General features: G+C 71.6%; 17 protein-coding genes. 9 read left to right on the plus strand and 8 right to left on the minus strand.

Annotated elements, in window-relative coordinates:
* Window positions 1-149: 149 nt before the first annotated feature.
* From ACGFNH_RS27180 to ACGFNH_RS27190, 3 genes are all read right to left on the minus strand, one after another.
* Window positions 150-1,574, minus strand: coding sequence for a S28 family serine protease (locus ACGFNH_RS27180; RefSeq protein WP_393658051.1), 1,425 nt, complete (start codon window positions 1,572-1,574; stop codon window positions 150-152).
* A 176-nt stretch (window positions 1,575-1,750) separates the two neighbouring features.
* Complete coding sequence (locus ACGFNH_RS27185) at window positions 1,751-2,110, minus strand: hypothetical protein (RefSeq protein WP_393658053.1); 360 nt, start codon at window positions 2,108-2,110, stop codon at window positions 1,751-1,753.
* Window positions 2,111-2,270: 160 nt separating this feature from the next.
* Window positions 2,271-6,323 (minus strand): ABC transporter ATP-binding protein, encoded by a 4,053-nt coding sequence (locus tag ACGFNH_RS27190; protein WP_393658055.1) that lies wholly within the window; start codon window positions 6,321-6,323, stop codon window positions 2,271-2,273.
* Window positions 6,324-6,569: 246 nt separating this feature from the next.
* On the opposite strand from ACGFNH_RS27190, the gene ACGFNH_RS27195 reads away from it, so the two are divergent.
* The gene (locus ACGFNH_RS27195) at window positions 6,570-7,616 is read left to right on the plus strand and encodes a hypothetical protein (protein WP_393658057.1); all 1,047 of its coding nucleotides are present in this window, start codon (window positions 6,570-6,572) and stop codon (window positions 7,614-7,616) included.
* 51 nt (window positions 7,617-7,667) lie between these two features.
* On the opposite strand, the gene ACGFNH_RS27200 is transcribed toward ACGFNH_RS27195, so the two are convergent.
* Together ACGFNH_RS27200 and speB are read right to left on the minus strand one after the other, a co-directional pair.
* On the minus strand, window positions 7,668-8,873 hold the full coding sequence (locus ACGFNH_RS27200) for a hypothetical protein (RefSeq protein WP_393658059.1): 1,206 nt from the start codon (window positions 8,871-8,873) through the stop codon (window positions 7,668-7,670).
* 146 nt (window positions 8,874-9,019) lie between these two features.
* The gene (gene speB / locus ACGFNH_RS27205; RefSeq protein WP_393658061.1) at window positions 9,020-9,994 is read right to left on the minus strand and encodes an agmatinase; all 975 of its coding nucleotides are present in this window, start codon (window positions 9,992-9,994) and stop codon (window positions 9,020-9,022) included.
* 153 nt (window positions 9,995-10,147) lie between these two features.
* Between speB and ACGFNH_RS27210 the strand changes: the two genes are divergently transcribed.
* Complete coding sequence (locus ACGFNH_RS27210; RefSeq protein ID WP_393658063.1) at window positions 10,148-10,948, plus strand: phosphatase; 801 nt, start codon at window positions 10,148-10,150, stop codon at window positions 10,946-10,948.
* 61 nt (window positions 10,949-11,009) lie between these two features.
* Here ACGFNH_RS27210 and tesB read toward each other — a convergent pair whose 3' ends face one another.
* The 3 genes from tesB to ACGFNH_RS27225 form a co-directional block, all read right to left on the minus strand.
* Window positions 11,010-11,888 carry an acyl-CoA thioesterase II gene (gene tesB, locus ACGFNH_RS27215; protein ID WP_393658065.1) on the minus strand — a complete coding sequence of 293 codons (879 nt, stop codon included), beginning with the start codon at window positions 11,886-11,888 and terminating at the stop codon, window positions 11,010-11,012.
* 34 nt (window positions 11,889-11,922) lie between these two features.
* A complete protein-coding gene (locus ACGFNH_RS27220; RefSeq protein WP_393658067.1) occupies window positions 11,923-13,080 on the minus strand; it encodes an acyl-CoA dehydrogenase family protein in 1,158 nt (385 codons plus the stop codon).
* 99 nt (window positions 13,081-13,179) lie between these two features.
* Window positions 13,180-13,794 carry a TetR/AcrR family transcriptional regulator gene (locus ACGFNH_RS27225; RefSeq protein ID WP_393658069.1) on the minus strand — a complete coding sequence of 205 codons (615 nt, stop codon included), beginning with the start codon at window positions 13,792-13,794 and terminating at the stop codon, window positions 13,180-13,182.
* A 154-nt stretch (window positions 13,795-13,948) separates the two neighbouring features.
* On the opposite strand from ACGFNH_RS27225, the gene ACGFNH_RS27230 reads away from it, so the two are divergent.
* From ACGFNH_RS27230 to ACGFNH_RS27260, 7 genes are all read left to right on the plus strand, one after another.
* Complete coding sequence (locus ACGFNH_RS27230; protein ID WP_393658071.1) at window positions 13,949-15,580, plus strand: carboxyl transferase domain-containing protein; 1,632 nt, start codon at window positions 13,949-13,951, stop codon at window positions 15,578-15,580.
* A gap of 14 nt (window positions 15,581-15,594) precedes the next feature.
* Complete coding sequence (locus ACGFNH_RS27235; RefSeq protein ID WP_393658073.1) at window positions 15,595-17,805, plus strand: acetyl/propionyl/methylcrotonyl-CoA carboxylase subunit alpha; 2,211 nt, start codon at window positions 15,595-15,597, stop codon at window positions 17,803-17,805.
* Window positions 17,802-18,776, plus strand: coding sequence for a hydroxymethylglutaryl-CoA lyase (locus ACGFNH_RS27240; RefSeq protein WP_393658075.1), 975 nt, complete (start codon window positions 17,802-17,804; stop codon window positions 18,774-18,776). Before ACGFNH_RS27235 ends, ACGFNH_RS27240 begins: the two co-directional genes overlap by 4 nt.
* A 5-nt stretch (window positions 18,777-18,781) precedes the next feature.
* A complete protein-coding gene (locus ACGFNH_RS27245; RefSeq protein ID WP_393658077.1) occupies window positions 18,782-19,951 on the plus strand; it encodes an acyl-CoA dehydrogenase family protein in 1,170 nt (389 codons plus the stop codon).
* Between the two features lie 129 nt (window positions 19,952-20,080).
* Window positions 20,081-21,118 carry an ABC transporter substrate-binding protein gene (locus tag ACGFNH_RS27250; protein ID WP_393658079.1) on the plus strand — a complete coding sequence of 346 codons (1,038 nt, stop codon included), beginning with the start codon at window positions 20,081-20,083 and terminating at the stop codon, window positions 21,116-21,118.
* 52 nt (window positions 21,119-21,170) lie between these two features.
* Window positions 21,171-22,121 (plus strand): siderophore-interacting protein, encoded by a 951-nt coding sequence (locus ACGFNH_RS27255; protein WP_393658081.1) that lies wholly within the window; start codon window positions 21,171-21,173, stop codon window positions 22,119-22,121.
* Between the two features lie 371 nt (window positions 22,122-22,492).
* Window positions 22,493-24,049, plus strand: a complete 1,557-nt coding sequence (locus ACGFNH_RS27260) for a pyridoxal phosphate-dependent decarboxylase family protein (protein WP_393658083.1) — start codon at window positions 22,493-22,495, stop codon at window positions 24,047-24,049.
* Window positions 24,050-24,081 lie beyond the last annotated feature (32 nt).

Raw genomic sequence — 24,081 nt, forward strand, 5'->3', positions numbered from 1 at the left:
AGGTATCGCCGCGGTCGCTCCGCTCGCCGCCCCCGCTCCGGTCAACTCGGCCCCCCCCCCCCCCCCCCCCCCCCCCCGCGGGCCCCCCCCCCCCCCCCCCCCCCCCCCCGCCGGATGTGCGGGAGGACCCTCGGGTCCGCACAGGCCCGTTACGGTCGGAGCGTGCGCTCCATCCGCTGACGGTCGAGCTTGGAGTCCGGCTCGGCCAGCGGCTTCGCCGCGGCGTCGCCGCTGCGGACGGCCGGCGATGCCACGCCCGCCCACTCCAGGATCTCGGACGTGGCCTTCTCCTTCTCCTTCGCCGTCAGACCGGCGACATTCGCACCGTGGTTGGCACCGGGCGCGAAGAAGACATAGGAGTCCTTGGCACTCTTGCCGAGGCGGAACGGTTCGGCACCCCACGGGTCGTTCTGCCCGTAGACGAACATCATCCGCTCGCTGCGGTTCCGGACCCAGCGGTCGACGTCTCGCATGACGCCGTTCTTCCACTTCATCGGGATGTCACGCGGCACGTAGGCACGCGGCGTGAAGTAGTCGGGGTACCGCAGCAGGCCGTCGAGGTGCGGGTACTCCAGGGTGGGAGCGCCCAGTTCCGTGCCGGCCTGGTAGTAGTACGGCGTGTAGGTCTCGAGGCCCTGGTCGGCGTAGGCGGAGAAGCCGGAGATCGCGTCGACGTAGGCGTAGAGCTTGTCGGTCGAGACGTCCGGCTCGGGAACGTCGGCGCAGTCCTTCTCGGAGCTGTACTGCCAGAAGGCCCAGACCATGTCGAGGACGACGCTCTCGTAAGCCTTGTCGAGGCTGCCGACCGTCTTGAAGGTGGCGTCGTTCTCCTTCGCCCACTTCTTGTACAGGTCGGTCATCTCACCGCGGCGCACGAGCGCTTCGCGCTGGACGGCGGACAGGGCGTCCCGGCACTCCTTGGTGGAGACGTTCTCGAAGAAGCGGTCGTATCGGGAGTCCTCACGGTTGTTGACGTCGTTGGGAGCGACGTACGCGACCGTGCCGTCCATGTCGTGCGGGTAGAAACGGCGGAAGTAGGTCGCCGTCATGCCGCCCTTGCTTCCGCCGGTGGCCAGCCAGTTCTTGCCGTAGATCTTCTTCATCGCCTTGAAGATGCGGTGCTGGTCGCTGGCGGCCTGCCAGATGTCCAGCTTCTTCCAGTCGGCCGGGTCGGGCCGGGACGGCGTGAAGAATCGGTACTCCATCGACACCTGGTTACCGTCGATGATCTTCGTCGGCTCGCTGCGGCCGGCGGTCGTGGAGACGTTGTAGCCCGAGGTCTGGAAGACCGTCGGGCGGTCGGTGGCCTTGTGCAGCACGGTCAGCCGCTGCTTGAAGGTCCCCTTCGACGGGTGCCGGTGGTCGACCGGCTGGGTGTAATTGAGGACGAAGTACCGGTATCCGTCGACCGGCTTCTCCTCGATGAGGCTCATACCGGGAATCGCGAGGATCCGGTCCTTGATGTCCTTACTGCCCGGCTCGGCGGCGGTGGCCGCTCCTGCGGGCGCACCGCCGGCACCAGCGGCGCCTATGAGCACCGTGAGCGACAGCAGCCATCTGAGCGCCTTGCGCATTCACCCTCCCCTGGGTTCACAAAGGTCGCCGCGAACCTACCGGCGCAACTCACGGCACCGCCAGACCTTATGGGCGAATCTGTTCGATCGGTGCACGATCGAAAGAGAGCGCCGGGCCATGACCGGTGGAGCAGGGCCGGGGGAGAGGGACCCGGCCGGGACGGACAACGGGTCGGTCAGCAGAGAACCCAGCCGGACTTGACCGACTTGTCGCCGACCGCGCCCCGTACGAACACGCAGCGGCCCCCCGCGGTCACCTTGACCGGCCCCGCGTGGTGCGTGAACCAGCCGCTGTCCGCCCGGGGGTGGCTGCCGCGCGCCTGGATGCTGACGCTCATCCTGCGGCGCTCACCGGGCGACTTGGCGATCGTGACCGCGCACTTGATCCGGTTGCTCTTGTAGACCTGGACCTTGCCGCCCGAGAAGTCGATCGTCTTGACCTTCCGCCCGGGGCACAGCGCGCCGGCCCCGGCCGTGGCAGCGGTGAGACCGGCTGCTCCGGCCGCCAGAACAGCGATCACCAGTCCTATGACCATGCGTCGACGTGCCGCACCACGCACGTGTGCCTCCCCCAAGGGGTCGAGTGCCCGTACCTCGTACATGCGGGCGATTGACAAGCTACACGCGCGCGACGGGGCGGTTGGTTCCCGGGGTGTCAGGGTTTCGGTGAGGCCTTGCGGAGACCTGTGGCGGCGTTCAGGCCGCCGCGATCTCCGGCTCACCGACGAACGTGCGCCAGAGCTGGGCGTATGCGCCCTCCGCGGCGAGGAGTTCGGCGTGGGTACCGTCCTCGATGACGCGACCGTGCCCCATGACCACGACGCGGTCCGCCCGTGCGGCCGTCGTCAGCCGGTGGGCGACGACCAGGGTGGTGCGCCTCCCGGCCAGCCGGTCCGTGGCCTGGTTGACCAGGGATTCGGTCGCCAGGTCGAGCGCCGCCGTGGCCTCGTCGAGAAGCAGAATGTCGGGATCGACCAGCTCTGCCCGGGCCAGGGCGATCAACTGCCGCTGGCCCGCGGAGAGGTTGCGGCCCCGCTCGGCCACCTCGTGGAGATAGCCACCGTCCAGCGAGGCCACCATCGCGTGCGCGCCGACCGCCCGCGCCGCGGCCTCCACCTCGGCGTCGGTCGCCTCCGGGCGGCCGTACGCGATGGCGTCGCGCACCGTGCCCGGGAAGAGGTACGCCTCCTGCGGGACGACACCGAGCCGCTGCCGGTAGGCCGTGAGGTCGAGGTCCCGCACATCGGCGCCGTCGACGCGGACCGTGCCGGACACCGGGTCGTAGAAGCGGGCGACCAGCTTGACGAGGGTCGACTTGCCCGCGCCCGTCTCCCCCACGAACGCCACCCGCTGGCCCGCCGGGATGTGCAGGTCGATCCCGGACAGCGCGGCCGGCTCCTCCTGGCCGTCGTTGCCCCGGTAGCGGAAGTGCACGTCCTCGAAGGCGATCTCGCCGTGAACCGTCCGCACCTCGCGCGGCCGCTCCGCGACCGCGGTCGACGTCGGCTCGCGCAGCAGCTCCTGAATGCGGCCCAGCGAGACCGTCGCCTGCTGGTATCCGTCGAAGACCTGGGAGAGCTGCTGCACCGGCGCGAAGAACAGGTCGATGTAGAGGAGGTACGCCACCAGCGCACCCGTCGTGAGCGTCCCCTCCGAGACCCGGCCCGCGCCGACGATCAGCACCAGCGCCGCCGCCACGGACGACAGCAACTGCACGAACGGGAAGTAGACGGAGATCAGGAACTGGCCGCGCACCCGCGCCCGCCGGTAGCTATCGCTCCGCTCGGTGAACCCCGCCGCGCCGCTGCCCTCGCGCCGGAACGCCTGCAGGATCCGCAGCCCGGCGACGCTCTCCTGCAGATCGGCGTTGACCACACTGATGCGCTCACGCGCGAGCTCGTACACCTTCACGCTCTTGCGGCGGAAGAAAATCGTCCCCACGACGAGTATCGGCAGGGTCGCGAACACGACCAGCGCAAGGCCCGCGTCGAGGACGAGCAGCGCGACGAGGATGCCGAAGAAGGTGAGGACCGAGACGACGGCGGTGACCAGACCGGTCTGGAGGAACGTCGACAGCGCGTCCACGTCCGTCGTCATCCGCGTCATGATCCGGCCGGTCAACTCGCGCTCGTAGTAGTCGAGTCCAAGACGCTGGAGCTGCGCGAAGATCTTGATACGGAGGCTGTAGAGGATGCGTTCGCCGGTGCGTCCCGTCATCCGGGTCTCACCGAACTGCGCCGCCCATTGCGCGAGGACCACGCCCAGCGCGAAGGCCGAAGCCGTCCATACGGCGCCGAGCGCGAGCTTCTGCACACCGTCGTCGATGCCGTTCCTGATGAGGATGGGCAGCAGCAGACCGGCGCCGGCGTCGACGGACACCAGCAGCAGGCAGAGCAGCAGGGGCGCGCCGAACCCGCGGAGCAACTGGCGCAGCCCGTAGTCCTTCTCGGGCCGGGCGGCGTGCGCCTCGTCCACCTGCGGAGTGTCGGTGGCGGGCGGGAGCGCCGCGACCTGGCTGAGCAGTTCGGGTGTGGCCGGCATTCCGGCGAGCGCTCCCGCCATGCCGCCCGCGGTGGGCGGGCCGGACCCGCCGGGACGCGAGGTGGACAGGGCGTCGATGGCGCTCGATGCGGTCGAGCCGGTGCGCGGCTTCCGCCCGGAGGCGTCCCCGCCCCACAGTTCTGGAGTGATGCCGTCCGCGACGCGGCGGCGGGCGTTGACCGGTTCGGAGTCGATCTCGGCCTCGACCTCCAGATCGCACTCGGCCCGCAGATCGGCGTCGGAGACCCGGCGGTCGGCCGCGCGGCGCTCGATCGCGCGGCCCCGGCTGATACGGGAGTCGGTGACGTAGGGGCGGTACGCGTAGGCCCGCTCGGAGGCTGCCTGCTCCTCACGGGCACCGGAGTCCTGGCTCGCCTCTCCATCCGTGGCGCTCGCCGCCTCCTCCCCGCTCTCCCCGTCCTCGCTCGGCACGGCACCGGCCGGATCGCGCTCCACGCCGCCCAGTTCGTCCGGATCCGTGAGCAGCCTGCGATACAGGGGACAGCGCTCCTGCAACTCCTCGTGCGTACCGGCGTCGACCAGCCGCCCGCCGTCCAGCACCGCGATCCGGTCGGCGAGGCTCAGCGTCGAGCGCCGGTGGGCGATGAGCAGCGTCGTACGGCCCGCCATCACGCCGCGCAACGCCTCGTGGATCTCGTGCTTGACGCGCGCGTCGACCGCGGACGTGGCGTCGTCCAGGAGCAGCAGCCTCGGGTCGGTGAGGATCGCGCGGGCCAGCGCGACGCGCTGCCGCTGGCCGCCGGAGAGGGTCAGGCCCTGCTCACCGACGGTGGTGTCGTAGCCGGAGGGCAGTTCCTGGATGAACCCGTCGGCCTGGGCGGCCGTCGCGGCGGCGCGGATCTGCTCGTCCGTGGCGTCCGGCTTCCCGTACGCGATGTTGGCGCGGACCGTGTCCGAGAAGAGGAAGCTGTCCTCCGGCACGAGTCCGATGGCGGCGCGCAGCGAGGCGAACGTCAGGTCCCGCACGTCGTGTCCGCCGACCCGTACGGCCCCGCCGCTCACGTCGTAGAACCGCGGCAGGAGCAGCGAGACCGTGGACTTGCCGCTGCCGGAGGTGCCGACGACGGCGACGGTCTCGCCCGGCTCGATGCGCAGCGAGAAGTCCTCCAGGACCGGCCGCTCCGGGTCGTATCCGAAGGTGACGGCATCGAACTCGACGGTCGCGGCGGCGTCGGCGGGCAGTGCGTGCGCGTCCGGCCGCTCCTCGATCGTCGGCTCGGTGTCGATGAGTTCGAGCACCCGCTCGACGCCCGCCCGCGCCTGCTGCCCGACCGTGAGGACCATGGTGAGCATCCGGACCGGGCCGACGAGCTGGGCGAGGTAGGTGGAGAAGGCGACGAACGTCCCGAGGGTGATCTGCCCGCGGGTCGCCATCCAGCCGCCGAGCGCGAGCATGGCGACCTGCCCGAGGGCGGGTACGGCCTGCAGTGCGGGGGTGTAGCGGGAGTTGAGGCGGACCGTCCGCATCCGCCCGGCGAACAGCTTCCTGCCGACCTCGCGGAGCTTGCCGGTCTCCTGCTCCTCCTGCCCGAACCCCTTGACCACGCGCACGCCGGTGACCGCCCCGTCCACGACACCCGCGACGGCCGCCGCCTGCCCCTGCGCGTACCAGGTGGCGGGGAAGAGACGCTTGCGGCTGCGCTGGGCGAGGATCCACAGGGCGGGGGCGATGGCCAGCGCGACCAGGGTCAGCAGCGGCGACAGCCAGACCATGACGCCCAGGGAGATGACGAAGAGGAGGATGTTGCCGATCATCATCGGCAGCATGAACAGCAGGCCCTGGATGAGCTGGAGGTCGCTGGTGGCACGGCCGATGACCTGCCCGGTGGACAGGTCGTCCTGGCGCCTGCCGTCGAGCCGGACGAGGGACCGGTACATCTCGGTCCGCAGATCGTGCTGGACATCGAGGGCCAGGCGCCCGCCGTAGAAGCGGCGGAGGTAGGTGAGTCCGTAGACGACGGCGGCGGCGAGGACCAGCAGGGCGGCCCAGGGGGCGAGATCGCGGGTCCGGGCGATCACCACGTCGTCGATGATCAGCCGCGTGACCAGCGGGACGAGGGCCAGGACGCCCATGCCTGCGAGCGAGGAGCCGAGGGCGAGCAGGACGTGGCGGCGGTAGCGCCATGCGTATCCGGTCAGCCGCCGCGCCCAGCCCGGCTGCCGTGTGCTCTCGCCCCTCGGACTCACTTGTCGTCCTCCGTTGTCCATGCCTCCCGGGCGCCGCGGGTATCCGCGGCACCACGATCCACAACACCGGTGATCCCCGGTTTTGTTTCAGCGGTGCGTACGCAATGTGTCGCAGACGGCTCCGCCCCGGGACGTACGACCCGGGACGGGGGCCGGACACGGGAGCCCACGGCGGCAGCGAGTAGGGTCCGGCCGTGACGCCGGCCCGGGGCCGGAGGCGTTGTCGGTGCGACGGGGGCGGGGACAGTGCGGCGCTGGATCAAGGTGTCGGTGGTGGCGGCGGCGGTCCTGGGTGTGGGCGGCTGGATCGCCGAGCCGTACGTGCAGGACTGGGCGGTGGCGCGAAGCGCCTGCGACGGGGCACTGCCGCAGGACGCGGTACGGCAGCTCGTACCCGAGGACGCGCATCTGGGATCCGCGGAGTCCCGGCGGAGCGAGACGCTCGGCTCCTTCACCTGCCGCGTCACCGTGGACGGCAAGCGCGGGTGGCTCATCGACATGGAGGCCTACACCCGGCGTGACGACCAGGACCGCACGTACATGACCGTCTTCCCGCAGGAGGGGACGGCGCCCCAGGCGCCCCTGCCGGACGGGCTGCCCGGATTCGTCGACCGGTTCGGCTCCGTCCAGCTCGTGCTGGCCTGCCCGGACCTCGGCAGGGACGCCGACGGCAGGCGGCGCACGCTCCTCGTACGGACCTCGCTGAGCCGGAGCGCCGACAGCGGCGTACCGGGAGCGGCGTACCGTACGGCCGTCTCCTTCGCCAACACGGCCTCCGGGAAGCTCGGTTGCGGTGCGAAACCGCTGCGCGCCCCCGCGCGGGACGCCGTGCCGCCCGACCCGCAGGACAGCGAGGACGCCCCGGAGGCGGTGGAGCTCGCGCGAGCGGGGAAGGGAGCCTGCGGGTGGGCGGCCCGTGCGGGGCTGCCGGAGGACGGCGGCTGGCATGTGGTGAACGGCATGAACGACGCCGCGCCCACGGGGTACTGCACCCTTTCCATGGGTTCCCCGGGGTCGGAGCGAGACGACACGGGGTCCGGGCAGGGAGGCCATCGCATGCTCCTGCTCGCCTGGTACGGCGACTGGAGCAACCGCCTCACCGCCGGCAGCGGCAACGGCGAGCGCCGTTCGTCCACGGCGACGGCCCGCTGCGACGGCGAGAGCGCCAACTTCGCGCTCGTGGCGGACGATGACATCCCGGGGGCCGGGGAGGCGGTGCGACGGCGGGCGCTGGAGACGTTCGCGAAGGACCAGGCCGTCCGGCGCAACTGCACCGGCCTGCGGTTCTTCTGACGCGGATCCCGCGATCCCGCTCCTGTCATGCCACTGCCTCGGGCAGCGTGATCAATGGTTGAGCCAGAGCCCGCGGACATAGGCGTCGTCCAGGAGCTGCCGCATCGCGGCCGCCCGGCGCGCCGGTACCCCGCGCTCCTCCGCCCACCGGTCCAGCACCGCGAACAGCCGGCCCCGTCCGTCCATCGGGTCGCCCCGGAACGGGCCCGCGACCGGGCGTTCCGCGATGCCGCCCATCGGCGGACGGCTGTCCACCTGCCGGGGCGCGGGACGGAAGGTGCCGCGGATGTGGTCGCGTACGGCACGGTCGAAGGCCGTGAGATCGGGAATCGTCCCGTCGCCGGCGTACTCGGTGCGGTACCGCATGAGCCGGGCGACGCGCTCCCCCAGGTCCTGGAGGTCGTTGTCGGGCCACGTCGTCGCCTCCGCCGAGCGGTCGCGGGGCCCGGGGCGGAAGGCCGGGTCGCCGCCCTCGCGGGTCAGCCGCTCCAGATAGTGCGCGAAAAAGGCGCGCTCGGCGTCGTAGAGAATCGCGAACGCCTCGGGGTCCTTGGCGAGTTCGGCGACCAGGTCCTCGGTGTCGGCGTCCGCCTTCACGGTGGCATCGGCGTACTCGAACGCCGCGTGGGCCTCGCCCGGGGCCAGGAACCGGCCCACCCACACCCAGCCGTTCCGGTCCGGACGCGCCTGCCCGGGAGGGAGCGCCGGGCCGGACGCGTCGTCTCCGTACGCCAAGTCCTCGCGCCCCGCGTCGACCACGTACTCGGCCAGCATCCGGGCCACGCCGGGCGCCATCCCCGCGGGGAGTTCGACACCGTCGAAAGCGGCGGCCACGGCATACGCGGCCCGGGCCTGCGCCATGGTGTGCGGCTCGTCCGGACCGGCGGAACGGGTGGCTCCGGCCACGATGCGGCCCAGCACGCGGGCGCCGTCACCGCACACACGCTCGTGCGCCAGCAGCTTCTTCGCGGCCCCGAGCCGAGCGAGACCGTCACCGGGATCGAGGGCCTTCGTGGCGGCCGCGGGGTCATCGGCGAGGGCCCGCGCCGAGGCGGGCGGCCGCCAACAGGGCCTGTTCTCACCGGAGTCGGCGATGCCCAGGGTCGTCGCCACCCCTGCCGCCGCCAGTACCAGGGCCGCCGCGGCGACGAGCAGCCGCTTCTCCTTCAGCCGGACGAACCGGCCCGCGTCCCGCCGCACGGCAGAACCGGCGGCACCCGCGTCGGCACCGTCGGTGGTGCCTCCCCCATCACGCATCCGGGCAGAGTAGCGACCGCCGCGGGGCGGACGGGCGGAGGGTGGCGGGGCCCGCGGCCCCAGAGGGTGGCGGGCCCCGCTCCACCACCCTCGTCCCCACCACCCTCTCGTCCCCACCACCCTCTCGTCCGCACCGCTCCGGACGGTCAGCCGCTCGTGGCCCCGCCGCGCCCCGCGGCGATCTGCCGGGACATGATCGTCGTCAGCTCGTACGCAGTGTGGGAGGCCGCCACCGACGTGATCTCCGCATGGTCGTAGGCCGGGGCGACCTCGACGACATCGGCCGAGACCAGGTTGCAGGAGGCCAGCCCGCGCAGGATCTCCAGCAGTTCGCGGGAAGTGAGGCCGCCCGCCTCGGGGGTGCCGGTGCCGGGGGCGTGCGCCGGGTCCAGGACGTCGATGTCGATGGAGATGTAGAGCGGACGGTCGCCGACCCGCTGGCGGAGCTGGTCAGTCACCTCGTCGACCCCGCGGCGCATGACGTCGGCGGAGGTGACGATGCCGAAGCCCATCTTCTCGTCGTCGGTCAGGTCCTGGCGGCCGTAGAGCGGGCCGCGCGTGCCCACGTGGGAGAGCGCCTCGGTGTCGAGGATGCCCTCCTCGACCGCCCGCCGGAACGGCGTGCCGTGGGTGTACTCGGCGCCGAAGTAGGTGTCCCAGGTGTCCAGGTGCGCGTCGAAGTGCAGCAGCGCGACCGGCCCGTGCTTGCGCGCCATGGACCGCAGCAGCGGCAGGGCGATGGTGTGGTCGCCGCCGAGCGTCATCAGACGGGCGCCGGTGCCCAGCAGGTCGTCGGCCGCGGCCTCGATGGACTCGACGGCCTCGTTGATGTTGAACGGGTTCGCGGCGATGTCACCGGCGTCGGCGACCTGCGCGAGCGCGAACGGCGAGGCGTCCTGGGCCGGGTTGTACGGGCGCAGCAGCCGGGAGGCCTCGCGGATGGCGTTGCCGCCGAAGCGTGCGCCGGGCCGGTAGGAGACGCCGGTGTCGAAGGGCACGCCGACCACCGCGACGTCGGCGGCCCCGACCTCGTCGAGCCGGGGAAGCCGCGCGAAGGTCGCGGGTCCTGCGTAGCGCGGGATGCGGGACGAGTCGACGGGTCCACGGGGCTGGGTGCTCATGCGGAAGCTGCCTCTCGGCGGATTCGGGGACGTACGGGCTATGGACCGAGAGTAGGAGGACCCGCGGATTCCGCACATGTACGTTCCCGATGGACGGGCACCGCTATTTGGACACAGCGTCCATCGCGGACGCGTACAGGACACAATGAAGCCATGCCGATACCCAGTCCCGCCCCGAACCGCGCAGAACTGATCGACCACCTCGTCCGTACGCGGATCGCGGGCGACGTCGCCACGCCCCGGGACAACAACCTCGCCCACTACCGCAGGCTGGCGAACGGCGACCGGCACTACTGGCTCGGCCTGGAACTGGGCGACCGCTGGACCGACGAGCAGGACGTGCTGGCCGTCATGGCCGAGCGCTGCGGCGTCGTCGACGACCCGCAGCACCGTACGGGCCAGGACACCATCGACCCGGAGCTGACGGTCGACGCCCTGGACCGTATGGCCACCGTGCTGCGCAAGGCGGCCGAGGCCCGGCAGCGGGTGCTGTTCGCGACCGGGCACCCGGGCGGGCTGCTGGACGTGCACCGGCATGTGGCGGCGGCGCTGCGGGCGGCAGGCTGCGAGATCGTGGTGATCCCGCCGGGGCTGGGCGCGGACGACGGCTATGTCTTCCAGTTCTGCGACGTGGCGATGCTGGAGCGGGGCGCCACCCTGTGGCACACCCACTCCCCCGAGCCGATGTCGGCGATCCTGAACGGTCTGAAGCGGGAGGGCCGGGCGTGGCCCGACCTGGTGATGGCCGACCACGGCTGGGCGGGGTGCGCGGGACAGCACGGCATCGACGCGGTGGGCTTCGCGGACTGCAACGACCCGGCCCTGTTCATCGGCGAGGCCGAGGGCACGGTCGCCGTGTCCGTCCCGCTGGACGACCACGTGGTCAACCCGCGCTTCTACGACCCGCTCACGGCCTACCTGATCGCGGCGGCGGGACTGACGCCGCAGCCGTGAGGGTCCTGGCTGGGGGCACCCGGCACCCGGCACCCGGAGAAGGGCAGCGGCCGCGTACGTCTCAGGCGCGCGGCACGCGGATCACGCCCTCCTGGATGACGGTGATCGCGAGCTGCCCGTCTGCGGTGTAGATCCGGGCCTGCCCGAGCCCGCGGCCCCCGGAGGCGGAGGGGCTCTCCTGGTCGTACAGCAGCCACTCGTCGGCCCGGAAGGGGCGGTGGAACCACATGGCGTGGTCCAGGCTCGCGCCCACCACGTCCCCCACCGTCCAGCCACCCCGGCCGTGGGCCAGGAGCACCGAGTCCAGCAGCGTCATGTCGGAGACGTAGGTGGCGAGGCAGACATGCAGCAGCGGGTCGTCGACCAGCTTTCCCACCGTCTTGAACCACACCTGGGAGCGCGGGTCGCGCGGTCCCTTCGCCGCCGTCGCGTACGGCGGCTCCTCCACATACCGCAGGTCGATGGCGGCGCGCGACTCCAGCAGGCGGTCCACCGTGCCGGGGTCTCGGAAGAGGTGGGCGTGCCGGGGCAGCGTCTCGGCGGCCGTCGGCAGGGTCTCCGGATCCGGCGCGCACGGCATGGGGGCCTGGTGCTCGAGCCCGTCCTCGTACGTCTGGAAGGACGCCGAGAGGTGGAAGATCGGCTGCCCGTGCTGCACGGCGACCACGCGGCGGGTGGTGAAGGAGCGGCCGTCGCGGATCCGGTCGACGGTGTAGACGATCGGGGCGCCGGGGTCGCCGGGCCGCAGGAAGTAGGCGTGCAGGGAGTGCGCCGAACGGTCCTCCGGGACGGTGCGGCCCGCGGCGACCAGGGCCTGGGCGGCGACCTGGCCGCCGAAGACGCGGGGCACGACAGCAGCGCGGCTGTTGCCCCGGAAGATGTCCTCCTCGATCCGCTCGAGGTCGAGCAGATCGAGGAGCGACTGCAGTGACGGATTCATCGGTGAACAGTCTCGCGGGCCGTCTCCGGCGGCCTCAGAGCCCCATCGACTTGGCGATGATGGACTTCATGACCTCGCTGGTGCCGCCGTAGATGCGGTTGACGCGGTTGTCCGCGTACAGCCGGGCGATGGGGTACTCCATCATGTAGCCGTAGCCGCCGTGGAGCTGCAGGCAGCGGTCGATGACGCTCGCGGCGGTCTCGGTGCAGAACAGCTTGGCGGAGGCGGCGTCGGCGGCGGACAGCTCACGGGCGTCGTGGGCGTCGAGCGCGCGGTCGACGACGGCCTGGGCGGCGTCCACCTGCGCCTTGCAGGCGGCCAGTTCGAACTTGGTGTTCTGGAAGGTCGCCACCGACGTGCCGAAGACGGTGCGCTCCCGCACATATGCCTTGGCGAACTCGACGGCCGCGGCGGCCTGCGCGTACGAGCCCATGGCGATGGCCAGGCGCTCCTGCGGCAGGTTCTGGCCGAGGTAGGAGAACCCCTTGCCCTCCTCGCCGAGGAGGTCCTCGACCGGAACCTTGACGTCGGAGAAGGAGAGTTCCGCGGTGTCGGAGGTCTTCAGGCCCAGTTTCTCCAGCTTGCGGCCGACCGCGTACCCCTCGCTGCCGGTGTCCACGAAGAACAGGGAGATACCGGCGCGACGGTCCTCGGCGCTGGGCGGGGCGGTGCGGGCGCAGACGATGACGCGGTCGGCGTGGACGCCGCCGGTGATGAAGGTCTTGGCGCCGTTGAGGACGTAGTGCGTGCCGTCCTCGGAGAGCTTGGCGGTGGTCTTCATCCCGGCCAGGTCCGAGCCGGTGCCGGGCTCGGTCATGGCGATGGCGGTCATCATGGCGCCGGAGACGAAGTCGGGCAGCCAGCGCTTCCTCTGCTCGTCGGTGGCGTAGGCGAGGAGGTACGGCAGGCAGAGGCCGACGTGGACGCCGCTGCCGCCGAAGCTGACCCCGGCGCGGGCGCACTCCTCGGTGACGACCGCCTGGAACTTGAAGCTGGTCTCGCCGGCGCCGCCGTACTCCTCGGGGACCTCGATGCCGAAGACGCCCAGCTCACCGAGCTTGTAGTAGAAGTCGCGCGGTGCCTGGCCGGCCTCGAGCCACTCGTCGTAGACCGGGACGACCTCGGCGGCGATGAAGTCGCGGATGGTCTCCCGGAAGGCCTCGTGGTCCTCGTTGAACACGGTGCGCCGCATCGCACGCCTCCTCGTATCGCTGCCTTCGGGTACCGGAGAGGACCGGGTACCACCGAGCGGGGTTTCTAAGCGCTTGCTCAGCACGAAGTTACCCGGGGGTCAGCGAATCTGTCCAGAGTCCGACGCGGCCGCGAAGGCGCCGCGGGCGATCCGGTGCAGCAGGGCGGCGGTCTCGGGGCGGCCGGGCAGGGAGCCCCGCCCCAGGTGGGGCGTGGAGTTCAGCAGGCCGAACACCGCGTGGACGGTGGCGCGCGCGTCGCGCTCCCCCATGCCCGGGTAGACCCGGCGCACGATCTCCACCCAGAGCTCCACGTACTGCCTCTGGAGCTGGCGGACCAGCTTGCGGTCGCTGTCCCGGAGGCGGTCCAGCTCGCGATCGTGGAGAGTGATCAGTGGGCGGTCGTCGAGGGCGAAATCGATGTGGCCCTCGATGAGTGAGTCCAGCACGGTCTCGGCAGGTCCCTCGATCTCGGCCACGCACCGCTTGCCACCGGCGAGCAGGCGGCCGCTGATGCCGACGAGGAGTTCGGCGAGCATCGCGTCCTTGCCCGCGAAGTGGCGGTAGAGACCGGGTCCGCTGATGCCGACGGCGGCGCCTATCTCGTCGACGCCCACGCCGTGGAAGCCGCGCTCGGCGAAGAGCCGGGCGGCCTCCTTGAGGATCTGGTCGCGGCGGGTCGGGGCCCCGGTTCCGGCGGCAGCGTTCGCGCTCATGGGAATTCATTCTAGACAGCCGGGTTAGCGCTCGTTAACCTGAAGGAAACGCGTTAACGCTCATTAACACCCGCGGGGTCCGCGACCACGGACGGGACCGCATCCACCGGGCGGACGCACCACCCCATCCACCGGGCAAGGGGGCTCGAAGGAGATGCAGCAGGCACCCGTGCTGGCCGGCGCCGCCGATCCGGCGTCCGACGCCTGGCGCGCGAACGAGGCGGGACACCGCGAGCTGGCGGCACAGTTGCGCGAGAGACTCGCGACCGCGCGGCTGGGGGGCGGCGAGAAGGCGCGGGCGCGGCACACCGCGCGCGGCAAGCTGCTGCCCCGGGACCGGGTGGACACCCTCCTCGACCCGGGCTCGCCGTTCCTGGAGCTGGCGCCGCTGGCGGCCGAGGGGATGTACGGCGGGCAGGCCCCCGCCGCGGGAGTGATCGCGGGCATCGGCCGCGTCTCGGGCCGCGAGGTGGTGATCGTCGCCAATGACGCCACGGTCAAGGGCGGCACCTACTACCCCATGACGGTGAAGAAGCATCTGCGGGCGCAGGAGGTGGCGCTGGAGAACCGGCTGCCGTGCCTGTATCTGGTGGACTCCGGCGGCGCCTTCCTGCCCATGCAGGACGAGGTCTTCCCGGACCGCGAGCACTTCGGCCGGATCTTCTACAACCAGGCCCGTATGTCGGGCGCGGGCATCCCGCAGATCGCGGCGGTGCTCGGCTCGTGCACGGCCGGCGGGGCGTATGTCCCGGCGATGAGCGACGAGGCCGTCATCGTGCGCGAACAGGGCACGATCTTCCTCGGTGGGCCCCCTCTGGTGAAGGCGGCGACCGGCGAGGTGGTGACGGCCGAGGAACTCGGCGGTGGCGAGGTCCACTCGCGTACCTCCGGGGTCACCGACCACCTCGCGGAGGACGACGCCCACGCACTGCGCATCGTGCGGAACATCGTGGCGACCCTGCCCGAACGGGGGCCGCTGCCCTGGTCGGTGGAGCCCGTCCAGGAGCCGGAGACCGACCCGGCGGGGCTGTACGGCGCGGTGCCGGTCGACTCGCGTACGCCCTACGACGTGCGCGAGGTCATCGGGCGGGTCGTGGACGGCTCCCGGTTCTCGGAGTTCAAGGCCGAGTACGGCACGACGCTGGTCACCGGCTTCGCCCGGATCCACGGCCACCCGGTCGGAATCGTCGCCAACAACGGCATCCTGTTCTCCGAATCGGCCCAGAAGGGCGCGCACTTCATCGAGCTGTGCGACCAGCGCGGCATCCCGCTGGTCTTCCTGCAGAACATCTCGGGCTTCATGGTCGGCCGCTCCTACGAGGCGGGCGGCATCGCCAAGCACGGCGCCAAGATGGTCACGGCCGTGGCCTGCACACGCGTACCGAAGCTGACCGTCGTCATCGGCGGCTCCTACGGCGCGGGCAACTACTCGATGTGCGGCCGGGCGTACTCCCCCCGCTTCCTGTGGATGTGGCCCAACGCCAAGATCTCGGTGATGGGCGGCGAGCAGGCCGCCTCGGTGCTCGCGACCGTCAAGCGCGACCAGTTGGAGGCCCGCGGCGAGGAGTGGAGCTCCGAGGACGAGGAGACCTTCCGCGCCCCGATCCGCGAGCAGTACGAGCACCAGGGCAACGCGTACTACGCCACGGCGCGGCTGTGGGACGACGGGGTCATCGATCCGCTGGAGACCCGCACGGTGCTGGGGCTCGCGCTCACCGCGTGCGCCAACGCGCCGCTGCCGCACAAGGACCCGTCGGCGCCCGGCTACGGCGTCTTCCGGATGTGAGAGGGATGCCCGAGATGTTCGACGCAGTCCTGGTCGCCAACCGCGGCGAGATCGCGGTCCGGGTCATCCGGACGCTCCGGAGAATGGGCATCCGCTCGGTCGCCGTATTCAGCGACGCCGACGCGGACGCCCGGCACGTACGCGAGGCGGACACCGCGGTGCGGATCGGCCCGGCCTCCGCGGCCGAGAGCTATCTGTCCACGGCCCGCCTGCTGGAGGCCGCCGCCCGTACGGGAGCCCAGGCGGTGCACCCCGGGTACGGCTTCCTCGCGGAGAACGCCGCGTTCGCGCAGGCCGTCACCGACGCGGGGCTCGCCTTCATCGGCCCGCCGCCCGCGGCGATCGACCTGATGGGCGACAAGATCCGCGCCAAGGAGACCGTCCAGGCGGCCGGGGTCCCGGTCGTGCCGGGCTCATCGGGGAGCGGTCTTTCCGACGCCGAACTCGCCGCCTCCGCACGGGAGATCGGCATGCCGGTACTCCTCAAGCCGTCGGCGGGCGGCGGCGGCAAGGGCATGCGGCTCGTGCGCGCGGAGGAGCTGCTCGCCGACGAGATCGCGGCGGCGCGGCGCGAGGCACGCGGCTCGTTCGGCGACGACACCCTGCTGGTGGAGCGGTGGATCGACGGCCCGCGCCATATCGAGATCCAGGTGCTGGCCGACGGGTTCGGCCATGCGATCCACCTCGGTGAGCGCGAGTGCTCGCTCCAGCGCCGCCACCAGAAGATCATCGAGGAGGCCCCGTCCCCGCTCCTGGACGAGGCGACGCGTGCGGCAATGGGTGAGGCCGCGGTACAGGCGGCCCGCAGCTGCGGATACGCGGGCGCGGGCACGGTGGAGTTCATCGTCCCCGGCGGCGACCCGTCCGCGTACTGCTTCATGGAGATGAACACCCGCCTCCAGGTGGAGCATCCGGTCACCGAGTTCATCACCGGCCTGGACCTGGTGGAGTGGCAGGTGCGCATCGCGGCCGGCGAGCGGCTGGCCCTCGCGCAGGAGGACATCACGCTCAGCGGTCACGCGGTGGAGGCCCGGATCTGCGCCGAGACGGCGCGGATGTCGGGCGACCGCGTGGACTTCCTGCCCTCCGCCGGCACGGTCCGGGCGCTGCGCGAACCGGAGGGCGAGGGCGTACGGGTCGACTCCGGCCTCTCCCCCGGCACCGAGGTCGGCACCTCCTACGACCCGATGCTCGCCAAGGTCATCGCCCACGGCCCCGACCGTCCGACGGCGCTGCGCCGCCTGCGCACCGCGCTCGCCGGCACCGCCGTCCTCGGGGTCGACACCAACACCGCCTTTCTACGGCGGCTGCTGGCCCATCCGGCCGTGATCTCGGGCGACTTGGACACCGGTCTGGTGGACCGCGAGGCGCCCTCCCTGGTCGCGTGCGACGTCCCGGCCGAGGTGTACGGGGCGGCGGCGCTGCTGCGGCACGCGGCCCTGAGCCCGGCGGGACTCCGCGCGGGCGGGGGGATTCCGGCAGGCGGCGGTTCCTCGACGACTGCGGGATCAGGCCCGCAGGGGCCTGCCGGTGCGGGCGCCGTGTGGACCGACCCGTTCTCCGTGCCCAGCGGGTGGCGGCTCGGCGGTGAGACCGCATGGACCGTGCACCATGTGCGGGTGCCGGGGCAGGAGCCAGTGGCGGTCCGGGTGCGCGGCGACGCCGGCGATGCCGTTGTGTGCGTGGGCGAGGCCGAGCCGGTGGCCGCCCGGCTGATCGCGGCGGGCGCCAACGCTCCGGCCGCGGGTCCGGCGGGCGCGGCGCAGGGAGCCGCATCCGGCGGCGGCCCGGCCGGGGGCCCCGATGTCCCCGGCTCCCCCGTCCATGTGCTGCTGGAGTGGGACGGCGTCACGCATCCGTTCGTCGCCCCGCCCGGTGGGGGCGGCAGTTGGCTCGGCCGGGACGGCGAGACCTGGCACGTACAGGACCACGACCCGGTCGAGGCGGCGCTGAGCGGCGGGGCCGGGGCGCACGGCGTGGACGCCCTCACCGCGCCCATGCCCGGCACCGTGACCGTCGTGAAGGCGGCCGTCGGCGACGAGGTCGCGGCCGGCCAGAGCCTGCTGGTGGTGGAGGCGATGAAGATGGAGCACGTCATCTCCGCCCCGCACGCCGGCACGGTCACCGAACTCGATGTGACGCCGGGCTCCACGGTCGCCATGGACCAGGTGCTCGCCGTGGTCACCCCGTACGACACCCAGGAAGCGCAGGAAGGCGGGTCATGACGGAGCGACTGACCGGTGGGGCGCCCCTGGGACTGCCCATGGAGGTGACCGCGCCGGGTCTTCCGGCCCGGGTCCGCATCCATGAGGTCGGCCCCAGGGACGGCCTGCAGAACGAGAAGATGGTCGTCCCGGTCGAGGTGAAGGCCGACTTCATCCGGAGGCTGGCCGACGCGGGCCTGTCCACGGTGGAGGCGACGAGCTTCGTGCGCCCCGAGTGGGTGCCCCAACTGGCCGACGCCGAGCAGCTCATGCCGATGCTGGAGGATGTGGACGCCCGGCTCCCGGTGCTGGTGCCGAACCAGCGTGGCCTGTCCCGGGCGCTCGCCCTCGGCGTGCGCGAGATCGCCGTGTTCGCCAGCGCCACCGAGTCGTTCGCCAAGGCCAACCTCAACCGCACGGTCGACGAGTCGCTGGCGATGTTCGCCCCCGTGGTCACCGACGCGAAGGAGGCCGGCGCCCGGGTGCGCGGCTATGTGTCGATGTGCTTCGGCGACCCGTGGGAGGGCCCGGTACCGGTCGCCCAGGTCGTACGGGTCTGCCGGGCCCTGGTGGACATGGGGTGCGACGAGCTGAGCCTCGGCGACACCATCGGCGTGGCGACGCCGGGCCATGTCCTCGAACTGCTCTCCCTGCTGGGCGAGTCCGGCGTCGGCGCCGACCGGCTCGCCGTGCACTTCCACGACACCTACGGCCAGGCCCTCGCCAACACCCTGGCCGCCCTGCAGCACGGCGTCACCGTCGTCGACGCCTCGGCCGGCGGCCTCGGCGGCTGCCCCTACGCCAAGAGCGCCACCGGGAACCTCGCCACCGAGGATCTCGTGTGGATGCTGCACGGCCTCGGCATCGAGACCGGGGTCGATCTGGGCCGTCTCACCGCCACGAGCGTGTGGATGGCAGCTCACCTGGGCCGACCCAGCCCGTCCCGTACCGTCCGTGCCCTTGCCGGCACCACCTCCCAACAGGAGCAGTGACCGCCATGTCGATCGACCACCGGCTCTCGTCCGAGCACGAGGAACTCCGCCGCACGGTGGAGGAGTTCGCCCACGACGTCGTCGCCCCGAAGATCGGGGAGTTCTACGAGAACCACGAGTTCCCGTACGACATCGTGCGCGAGATGGGCCGCATGGGCCTGTTCGGGCTGCCCTTCCCCGAGGAGTACGGAGGCATGGGCGGCGACTATCTCGCCCTCGGCCTCGCCCTGGAGGAGCTGGCCCGGGTGGACTCCTCCGTGGCCATCACCCTGGAGGCGGGCGTCTCGCTCGGCGCCATGCCCATCTACCGGTTCGGCAGCGAGGAGCAGAAGCGCGAGTGGCTGCCCCGGCTGTGCTCGGGCGAGATCCTGGGCGCGTTCGGCCTGACCGAGCCGGATGTCGGCTCGGACGCGGGCGGCACGCGCACCACGGCCCGGCTCGACGAGGCCACCGGCGAGTGGGTGATCAACGGCACCAAGTCCTTCATCACCAACTCCGGTACGGACATCACGGGTCTGGTGACGGTCACCGCCGTCACCGGCCGCAAGGAGGACGGACGGCCGGAGATCTCCTCGATCATCGTTCCGTCGGGCACCCCGGGCTTCACGGCCGCCCCGCCGTACTCCAAGGTCGGCTGGAACGCCTCGGACACCCGCGAGCTGTCCTTCACCGACTGCCGCGTCCCGGCCTCCAACCTCGTCGGTGAACTGGGCCGCGGCTACGCCCAGTTCCTGCGGATCCTCGACGAGGGCCGCATCGCGATCTCCGCTCTGGCCACGGGCCTGGCCCAGGGCTGCGTCGACGAGTCGGTGGCGTACTCCAAGACCCGCGTGGCGTTCGGGAAGCCGATCGGCGACAACCAGGCGATCCAGTTCAAGCTGGCGGACATGGAGATGCGCGCCCACACGGCCCGCCTCGCCTGGCGCGACGCGGCGTCGCGGCTGGTGCACGGCGAGCCGTTCAAGAAGGAGGCGGCGCTCGCGAAGCTCTACTCCTCCGAGATCGCCGTCACCAACGCGCGTGAGGCCACCCAGATCCACGGCGGCTACGGCTTTATGAACGAATACCCGGTGGCCCGTATGTGGAGGGACTCCAAGATCCTCGAGATCGGCGAGGGCACCAGTGAGGTCCAGCGCATGCTGATCGCCCGGGAGTTGGGACTGGGAGGCTCCTGAGCCGTAGGACCTGCACGCCGGTGAGGGCGTGAGGCCGGGTTACGAGGCGGCCTGGACAAATAATAAGGTTAGGTTAACCTAACCTTTGACCGCGTCCAGGAACACTCGTACCACGAAAGCGGAATCGCTATGCCTCACGCCCGAGCCGCCCGGCTCTCCCGTCGCTCCCTCCTCACCACGGGTGGCGCCCTCGGCCTCGGCGCCGCACTCACCGCCTGCGGTGGCAGCGATTCCGGCTCCGGCAACTCGTCCGGGAAGTCCGGCGCCTGGAATTTCAAGGACGACCGCGGCAAGACGGCCAAAACGGATGGCACCCCGAAGGCCATCGTGGCCTTCACCGGCACGGCCGCCGCGCTCCACGACTACGGAGTGAAGGTCAAGGGCGTCTTCGGCCCGACCAGAACAAAGGACGGCAAGCCCGATGTCCAGGCCGGTGACCTGGACATCGACAAGGTGACGATCCTCGGCAACGCCTGGGGCGAGTTCAACGTCGAGAAGTACGCGGCCCTCGCGCCCGAGGTGCTCGTCTCCACGATGTTCGATGACGCGGGCACCCTCTGGTATGTCCCGGAGGAGTCCAAGGGCAAGATCCTGGGGCTTGCACCCAGCGTCGGCATCAGCGTCTACGACCGCCCGCTGACCGAGCCGCTCAAGCGCCATCTGGAACTCGCCGAGTCGCTCGGCGCCGACATCCGCTCGGACAAGGTCACGCAGGCGAAGAAGCGTTTCGAGGCCGCCGCGGAGCGGCTGCGCAAGGCCGCCAAGTCCAAGCCCGACATCAAGGTCATGATCGGCTCCGCTTCCGACAACCTCTTCTACGTCTCGGGCTCCAACCTCTCCGCCGACCTGGAGTACTTCAAGCAGCTCGGCGTCAACCTCGTCGAGCCGCCCGAGAAGGCGAAGAAGGACACCGGCGGCTGGTTCGAGGAGCTGAGCTGGGAGAACGTCGACAAGTACCACGCGGACCTCATCATGATGGACAACCGCACGTCGGCCCTTCAGCCCGCGGCCCTCGACAAGTCCAAGCCCACCTGGTCCAAGCTGCCCGCCGTCAAGGCCGGCCAGGTCATCCCGCGCGTCACCGAGCCCATCTACTCGTACGACAAGTGCGCGCCCATCCTCGAGGACCTCGCCAAGGCGCTCGAGAAGGCCAAGAAGGTCGACTGAGCCTCCGTACGCGACCGGAGTTCCCGCCCGCCGCCACGTCAGGAGCCGCCCCATGCCCACCGCTGCCGCCCCCGCCGCCGCGACCGCCGAGGCCGCCCCGTTCCGCTTCTTCGATCTGCACGTCCTCAGAACCGAGAGGCTCAGCCCCTCGATGATCCGGATCACCTTCGGCGGCGAGCAGTTGGAGGGATTCCTCGCGGGAGGCCGGGACCAGAGCCTCTCGCTCTTCCTGCCGCACCCGGGTCAGGACGCCCCCCTCGTCCCGTACGAGGAGGGCGACGCCTGGTTCGGCCGGTGGCGGGAGATGGACCCCGGGGTGCGGGGCATCATGCGCTCCTACACCGTGAGCGCTCAGCGCCGTGATCCGGACGAGATGGACATCGAGTTCGTGCTCCACGGCAGCGGGCACGCGGGCGGGCCCGTGGCGGCGGGCCCGGCCTCCCGGTGGGCCGAACGGGCCCGCCCGGGAGACCGCGTAATCATCCTCGGCCCGGCGGTGGAGGACAACACCGCCGTCCGCTTCCGTCCGCCGCGGGGCACCGACTGGGTGCTCATCGCCGCCGACGAGACGGCGCTGCCCGCGGCGGCGGCCATCCTGGAATGGCTGCCGCCGGGCACACCGGCGAAGGTCTGGATCGAAGTCCCCGATGCCACGGACCGCCGGGACCTGCCGACACGGGCCGACGCCGACATCACCTGGCTGGTGCGGCGGCCGACCACCGGAACCGCGGCAGCAGCCGGGCCCCGGACAGCGGCAGTGACCGCGGCCGGAGCAGCGGACCCGTCCGCCCTGGACGCGGTGCGCGAGGCGGCACTGCCCCTCGGCACCCCGTACGCCTGGATCGCCGGCGAGTCCGGCACCGTGCGCGCCCTGCGGCGCCATCTCGTGGGCGAGCGCGGCTTCGATCGCAAGGCCGTGACGTTCGTGGGCTACTGGCGTCGTGGCGCCAGCGAGGAGGACCTCCGCAAGGAGGCCCTGTCCGGCACCGCCACCGCCGACTGAGCGGTACGAGATCCCGTACCGCCGCTGACACCTGAGCGTTCAGGCGTCGTCGAGCGCACCGCCCGCCGGCGTCCCAGCGTCCGCACCTCATTGGCTCCTTGAGGAAGTTGAGGCAATGACAGCGCGCCCACCAGGTGCGCTCTCCGGCATGCCCACCGGCGCATACGCCGAGCCCGCGCCCTACCCGTCCCCGGATCACACCGGGCCTGGCGGGCCGGGGCGAGGAGTGACGAGGCGGGCGACGGAAGCCTTCAGGACCCGCCCTCACCCGCCAGATTTACTTAGGTTAGGCTAACCTAAGTAACCGCACGTCCCCCGAGCCACGTCCGCCCCGAAGGCGTGGCGAAGTCCCCTATCCGGGAGGGCAGTTCATGTCTTTCCTCGCGCAGTCCGCCGAGGAGCCCCCGTCGCCGGCCGTCCCCACTCAGCCGGACCACCGGGCCCATCTGCTCAACGACGCCACGGCCGAGCGCTACCGCCGCTCCGTCACCGAAGGTGTGGAGCGGGTGGCCGCCAAACTCTCCGCCACCACCCGGCCGTTCACCGGTGTCACGCCGCACGAACTCGCCCCCGTCATCTCCGGGGTCGACCTCGACCGGCCGCTGCACGACTCGTCCGCCGCCCTGGACGAACTCGAGGACGTCTACCTCCGCGACGCCGTGTACTTCCACCACCCCCGCTACCTCGGCCACCTCAACTGCCCCGTCGTCATACCCGCCGTCCTCGGCGAGGCGGTGCTCTCGGCCGTCAACTCCTCGCTGGACACCTGGGACCAGAGCATCGGCGGCACCCTGATCGAGCGCCGTCTCATCCGCTGGACGGCCGACCGCATCGGTCTGGGCACCGCTGCCGACGGCATCTTCACCAGCGGCGGTACGCAGTCCAACTTCCATGCCCTGCTGCTCGCCCGCGACGAGGCCTGCCGCATCGTCGGCAAGAACTCGGCGGTACCGCCCCGCAAGGCCGACATCCTCCCCCGGCTGCGCATCCTCGCGTCCGAGTGCAGCCACTTCTCCGTCGCCAAATCGGCCGCCCTGCTGGGCCTGGGCTACGAGGCCGTCATCCCGGTGCCCGTCGACCGCGACAAGCGGATGCGGCCCGCCGCGCTCGCCCGCGAGCTCGAACGCTGCCGCGCCGAGGACCTGGTGCCCCTGGCCGTCGTCGCCACCGCCGGCACCACCGACTTCGGTTCCATCGACCCGCTGCCCGAGATCGCCCGCCTCTGCGAGCAGTACGAGACGTGGATGCATGTGGACGCCGCGTACGGCTGCGGGCTGCTGGTCTCCCGCAGGCGCCATCTGCTCGACGGCATCGAGCGCGCCGACTCGGTGACCGTGGATTACCACAAGTCCTTCTTCCAGCCGGTCAGTTCGAGCGCCGTCCTGGTCCGCGACCAGGCGACCCTCCGGCACGCCACCTACCACGCGGACTACCTCAACCCGGCCCGTATGGCCGAGGGGCAGATCCCCAACCAGGTCGACAAGAGCATCCAGACCACCCGCCGCTTCGATGCCCTCAAGCTGTGGATGACACTGCGCGTCATGGGCGCGGACGCCGTGGGCGGGCTGTTCGACGCGGTCGTGGACCTCGCCGCCGAGGGCTGGAAGCTGCTGGACGCCGATCCGCGCTTCGAGGTCGTCACGCAGCCCCAGCTCTCGACGCTGGTCTTCCGCTACGTGCCGCCCGCCGGCACCGGCCCCGAGCTGACCGACGCGGTCAATCTCCACGCCCGCGAGGCCCTGTTCGCCTCCGGCGACGCGGTCGTGGCCGGAACCAAGGTCGACGGCGCCCACTATCTGAAGTTCACGCTGCTCAACCCGCAGACCACGGTCCACGACATCGCCTGTGTCCTCGACCTCATCGACGGGCACGCCCTCCGGTACCTGTCACAGCACGCCGAGCCGGAACTCGCCGCCCGGGCCGGCTGACGGCCCGCTCCCCCTCCGGCTCAACCACCCTC

It is taken from the genome of Streptomyces sp. NPDC048639, from assembly GCF_043199075.1.
Lineage (GTDB): Bacteria > Actinomycetota > Actinomycetes > Streptomycetales > Streptomycetaceae > Streptomyces.

Excerpts from the sequence above, each read along its gene's own strand:
- ACGFNH_RS27180 (WP_393658051.1), bottom strand. The coding sequence starts at position 1,574 with ATGCGCAAGGCGCTCAGATGGCTGCTGTCGCTCACGGTGCTCATAGGC.
- ACGFNH_RS27185 (WP_393658053.1), bottom strand. The coding sequence starts at position 2,110 with ATGGTCATAGGACTGGTGATCGCTGTTCTGGCGGCCGGAGCAGCCGGT.
- ACGFNH_RS27200 (WP_393658059.1), bottom strand. The coding sequence starts at position 8,873 with ATGCGTGATGGGGGAGGCACCACCGACGGTGCCGACGCGGGTGCCGCC.
- speB (WP_393658061.1), bottom strand. The coding sequence starts at position 9,994 with ATGAGCACCCAGCCCCGTGGACCCGTCGACTCGTCCCGCATCCCGCGC.
- ACGFNH_RS27210 (WP_393658063.1), top strand. The coding sequence starts at position 10,148 with ATGCCGATACCCAGTCCCGCCCCGAACCGCGCAGAACTGATCGACCAC.
- tesB (WP_393658065.1), bottom strand. The coding sequence starts at position 11,888 with ATGAATCCGTCACTGCAGTCGCTCCTCGATCTGCTCGACCTCGAGCGG.
- ACGFNH_RS27220 (WP_393658067.1), bottom strand. The coding sequence starts at position 13,080 with ATGCGGCGCACCGTGTTCAACGAGGACCACGAGGCCTTCCGGGAGACC.
- ACGFNH_RS27225 (WP_393658069.1), bottom strand. The coding sequence starts at position 13,794 with ATGAGCGCGAACGCTGCCGCCGGAACCGGGGCCCCGACCCGCCGCGAC.
- ACGFNH_RS27230 (WP_393658071.1), top strand. The coding sequence starts at position 13,949 with ATGCAGCAGGCACCCGTGCTGGCCGGCGCCGCCGATCCGGCGTCCGAC.
- ACGFNH_RS27235 (WP_393658073.1), top strand. The coding sequence starts at position 15,595 with ATGTTCGACGCAGTCCTGGTCGCCAACCGCGGCGAGATCGCGGTCCGG.
- ACGFNH_RS27240 (WP_393658075.1), top strand. The coding sequence starts at position 17,802 with ATGACGGAGCGACTGACCGGTGGGGCGCCCCTGGGACTGCCCATGGAG.
- ACGFNH_RS27245 (WP_393658077.1), top strand. The coding sequence starts at position 18,782 with ATGTCGATCGACCACCGGCTCTCGTCCGAGCACGAGGAACTCCGCCGC.
- ACGFNH_RS27250 (WP_393658079.1), top strand. The coding sequence starts at position 20,081 with ATGCCTCACGCCCGAGCCGCCCGGCTCTCCCGTCGCTCCCTCCTCACC.
- ACGFNH_RS27255 (WP_393658081.1), top strand. The coding sequence starts at position 21,171 with ATGCCCACCGCTGCCGCCCCCGCCGCCGCGACCGCCGAGGCCGCCCCG.
- ACGFNH_RS27260 (WP_393658083.1), top strand. The coding sequence starts at position 22,493 with ATGTCTTTCCTCGCGCAGTCCGCCGAGGAGCCCCCGTCGCCGGCCGTC.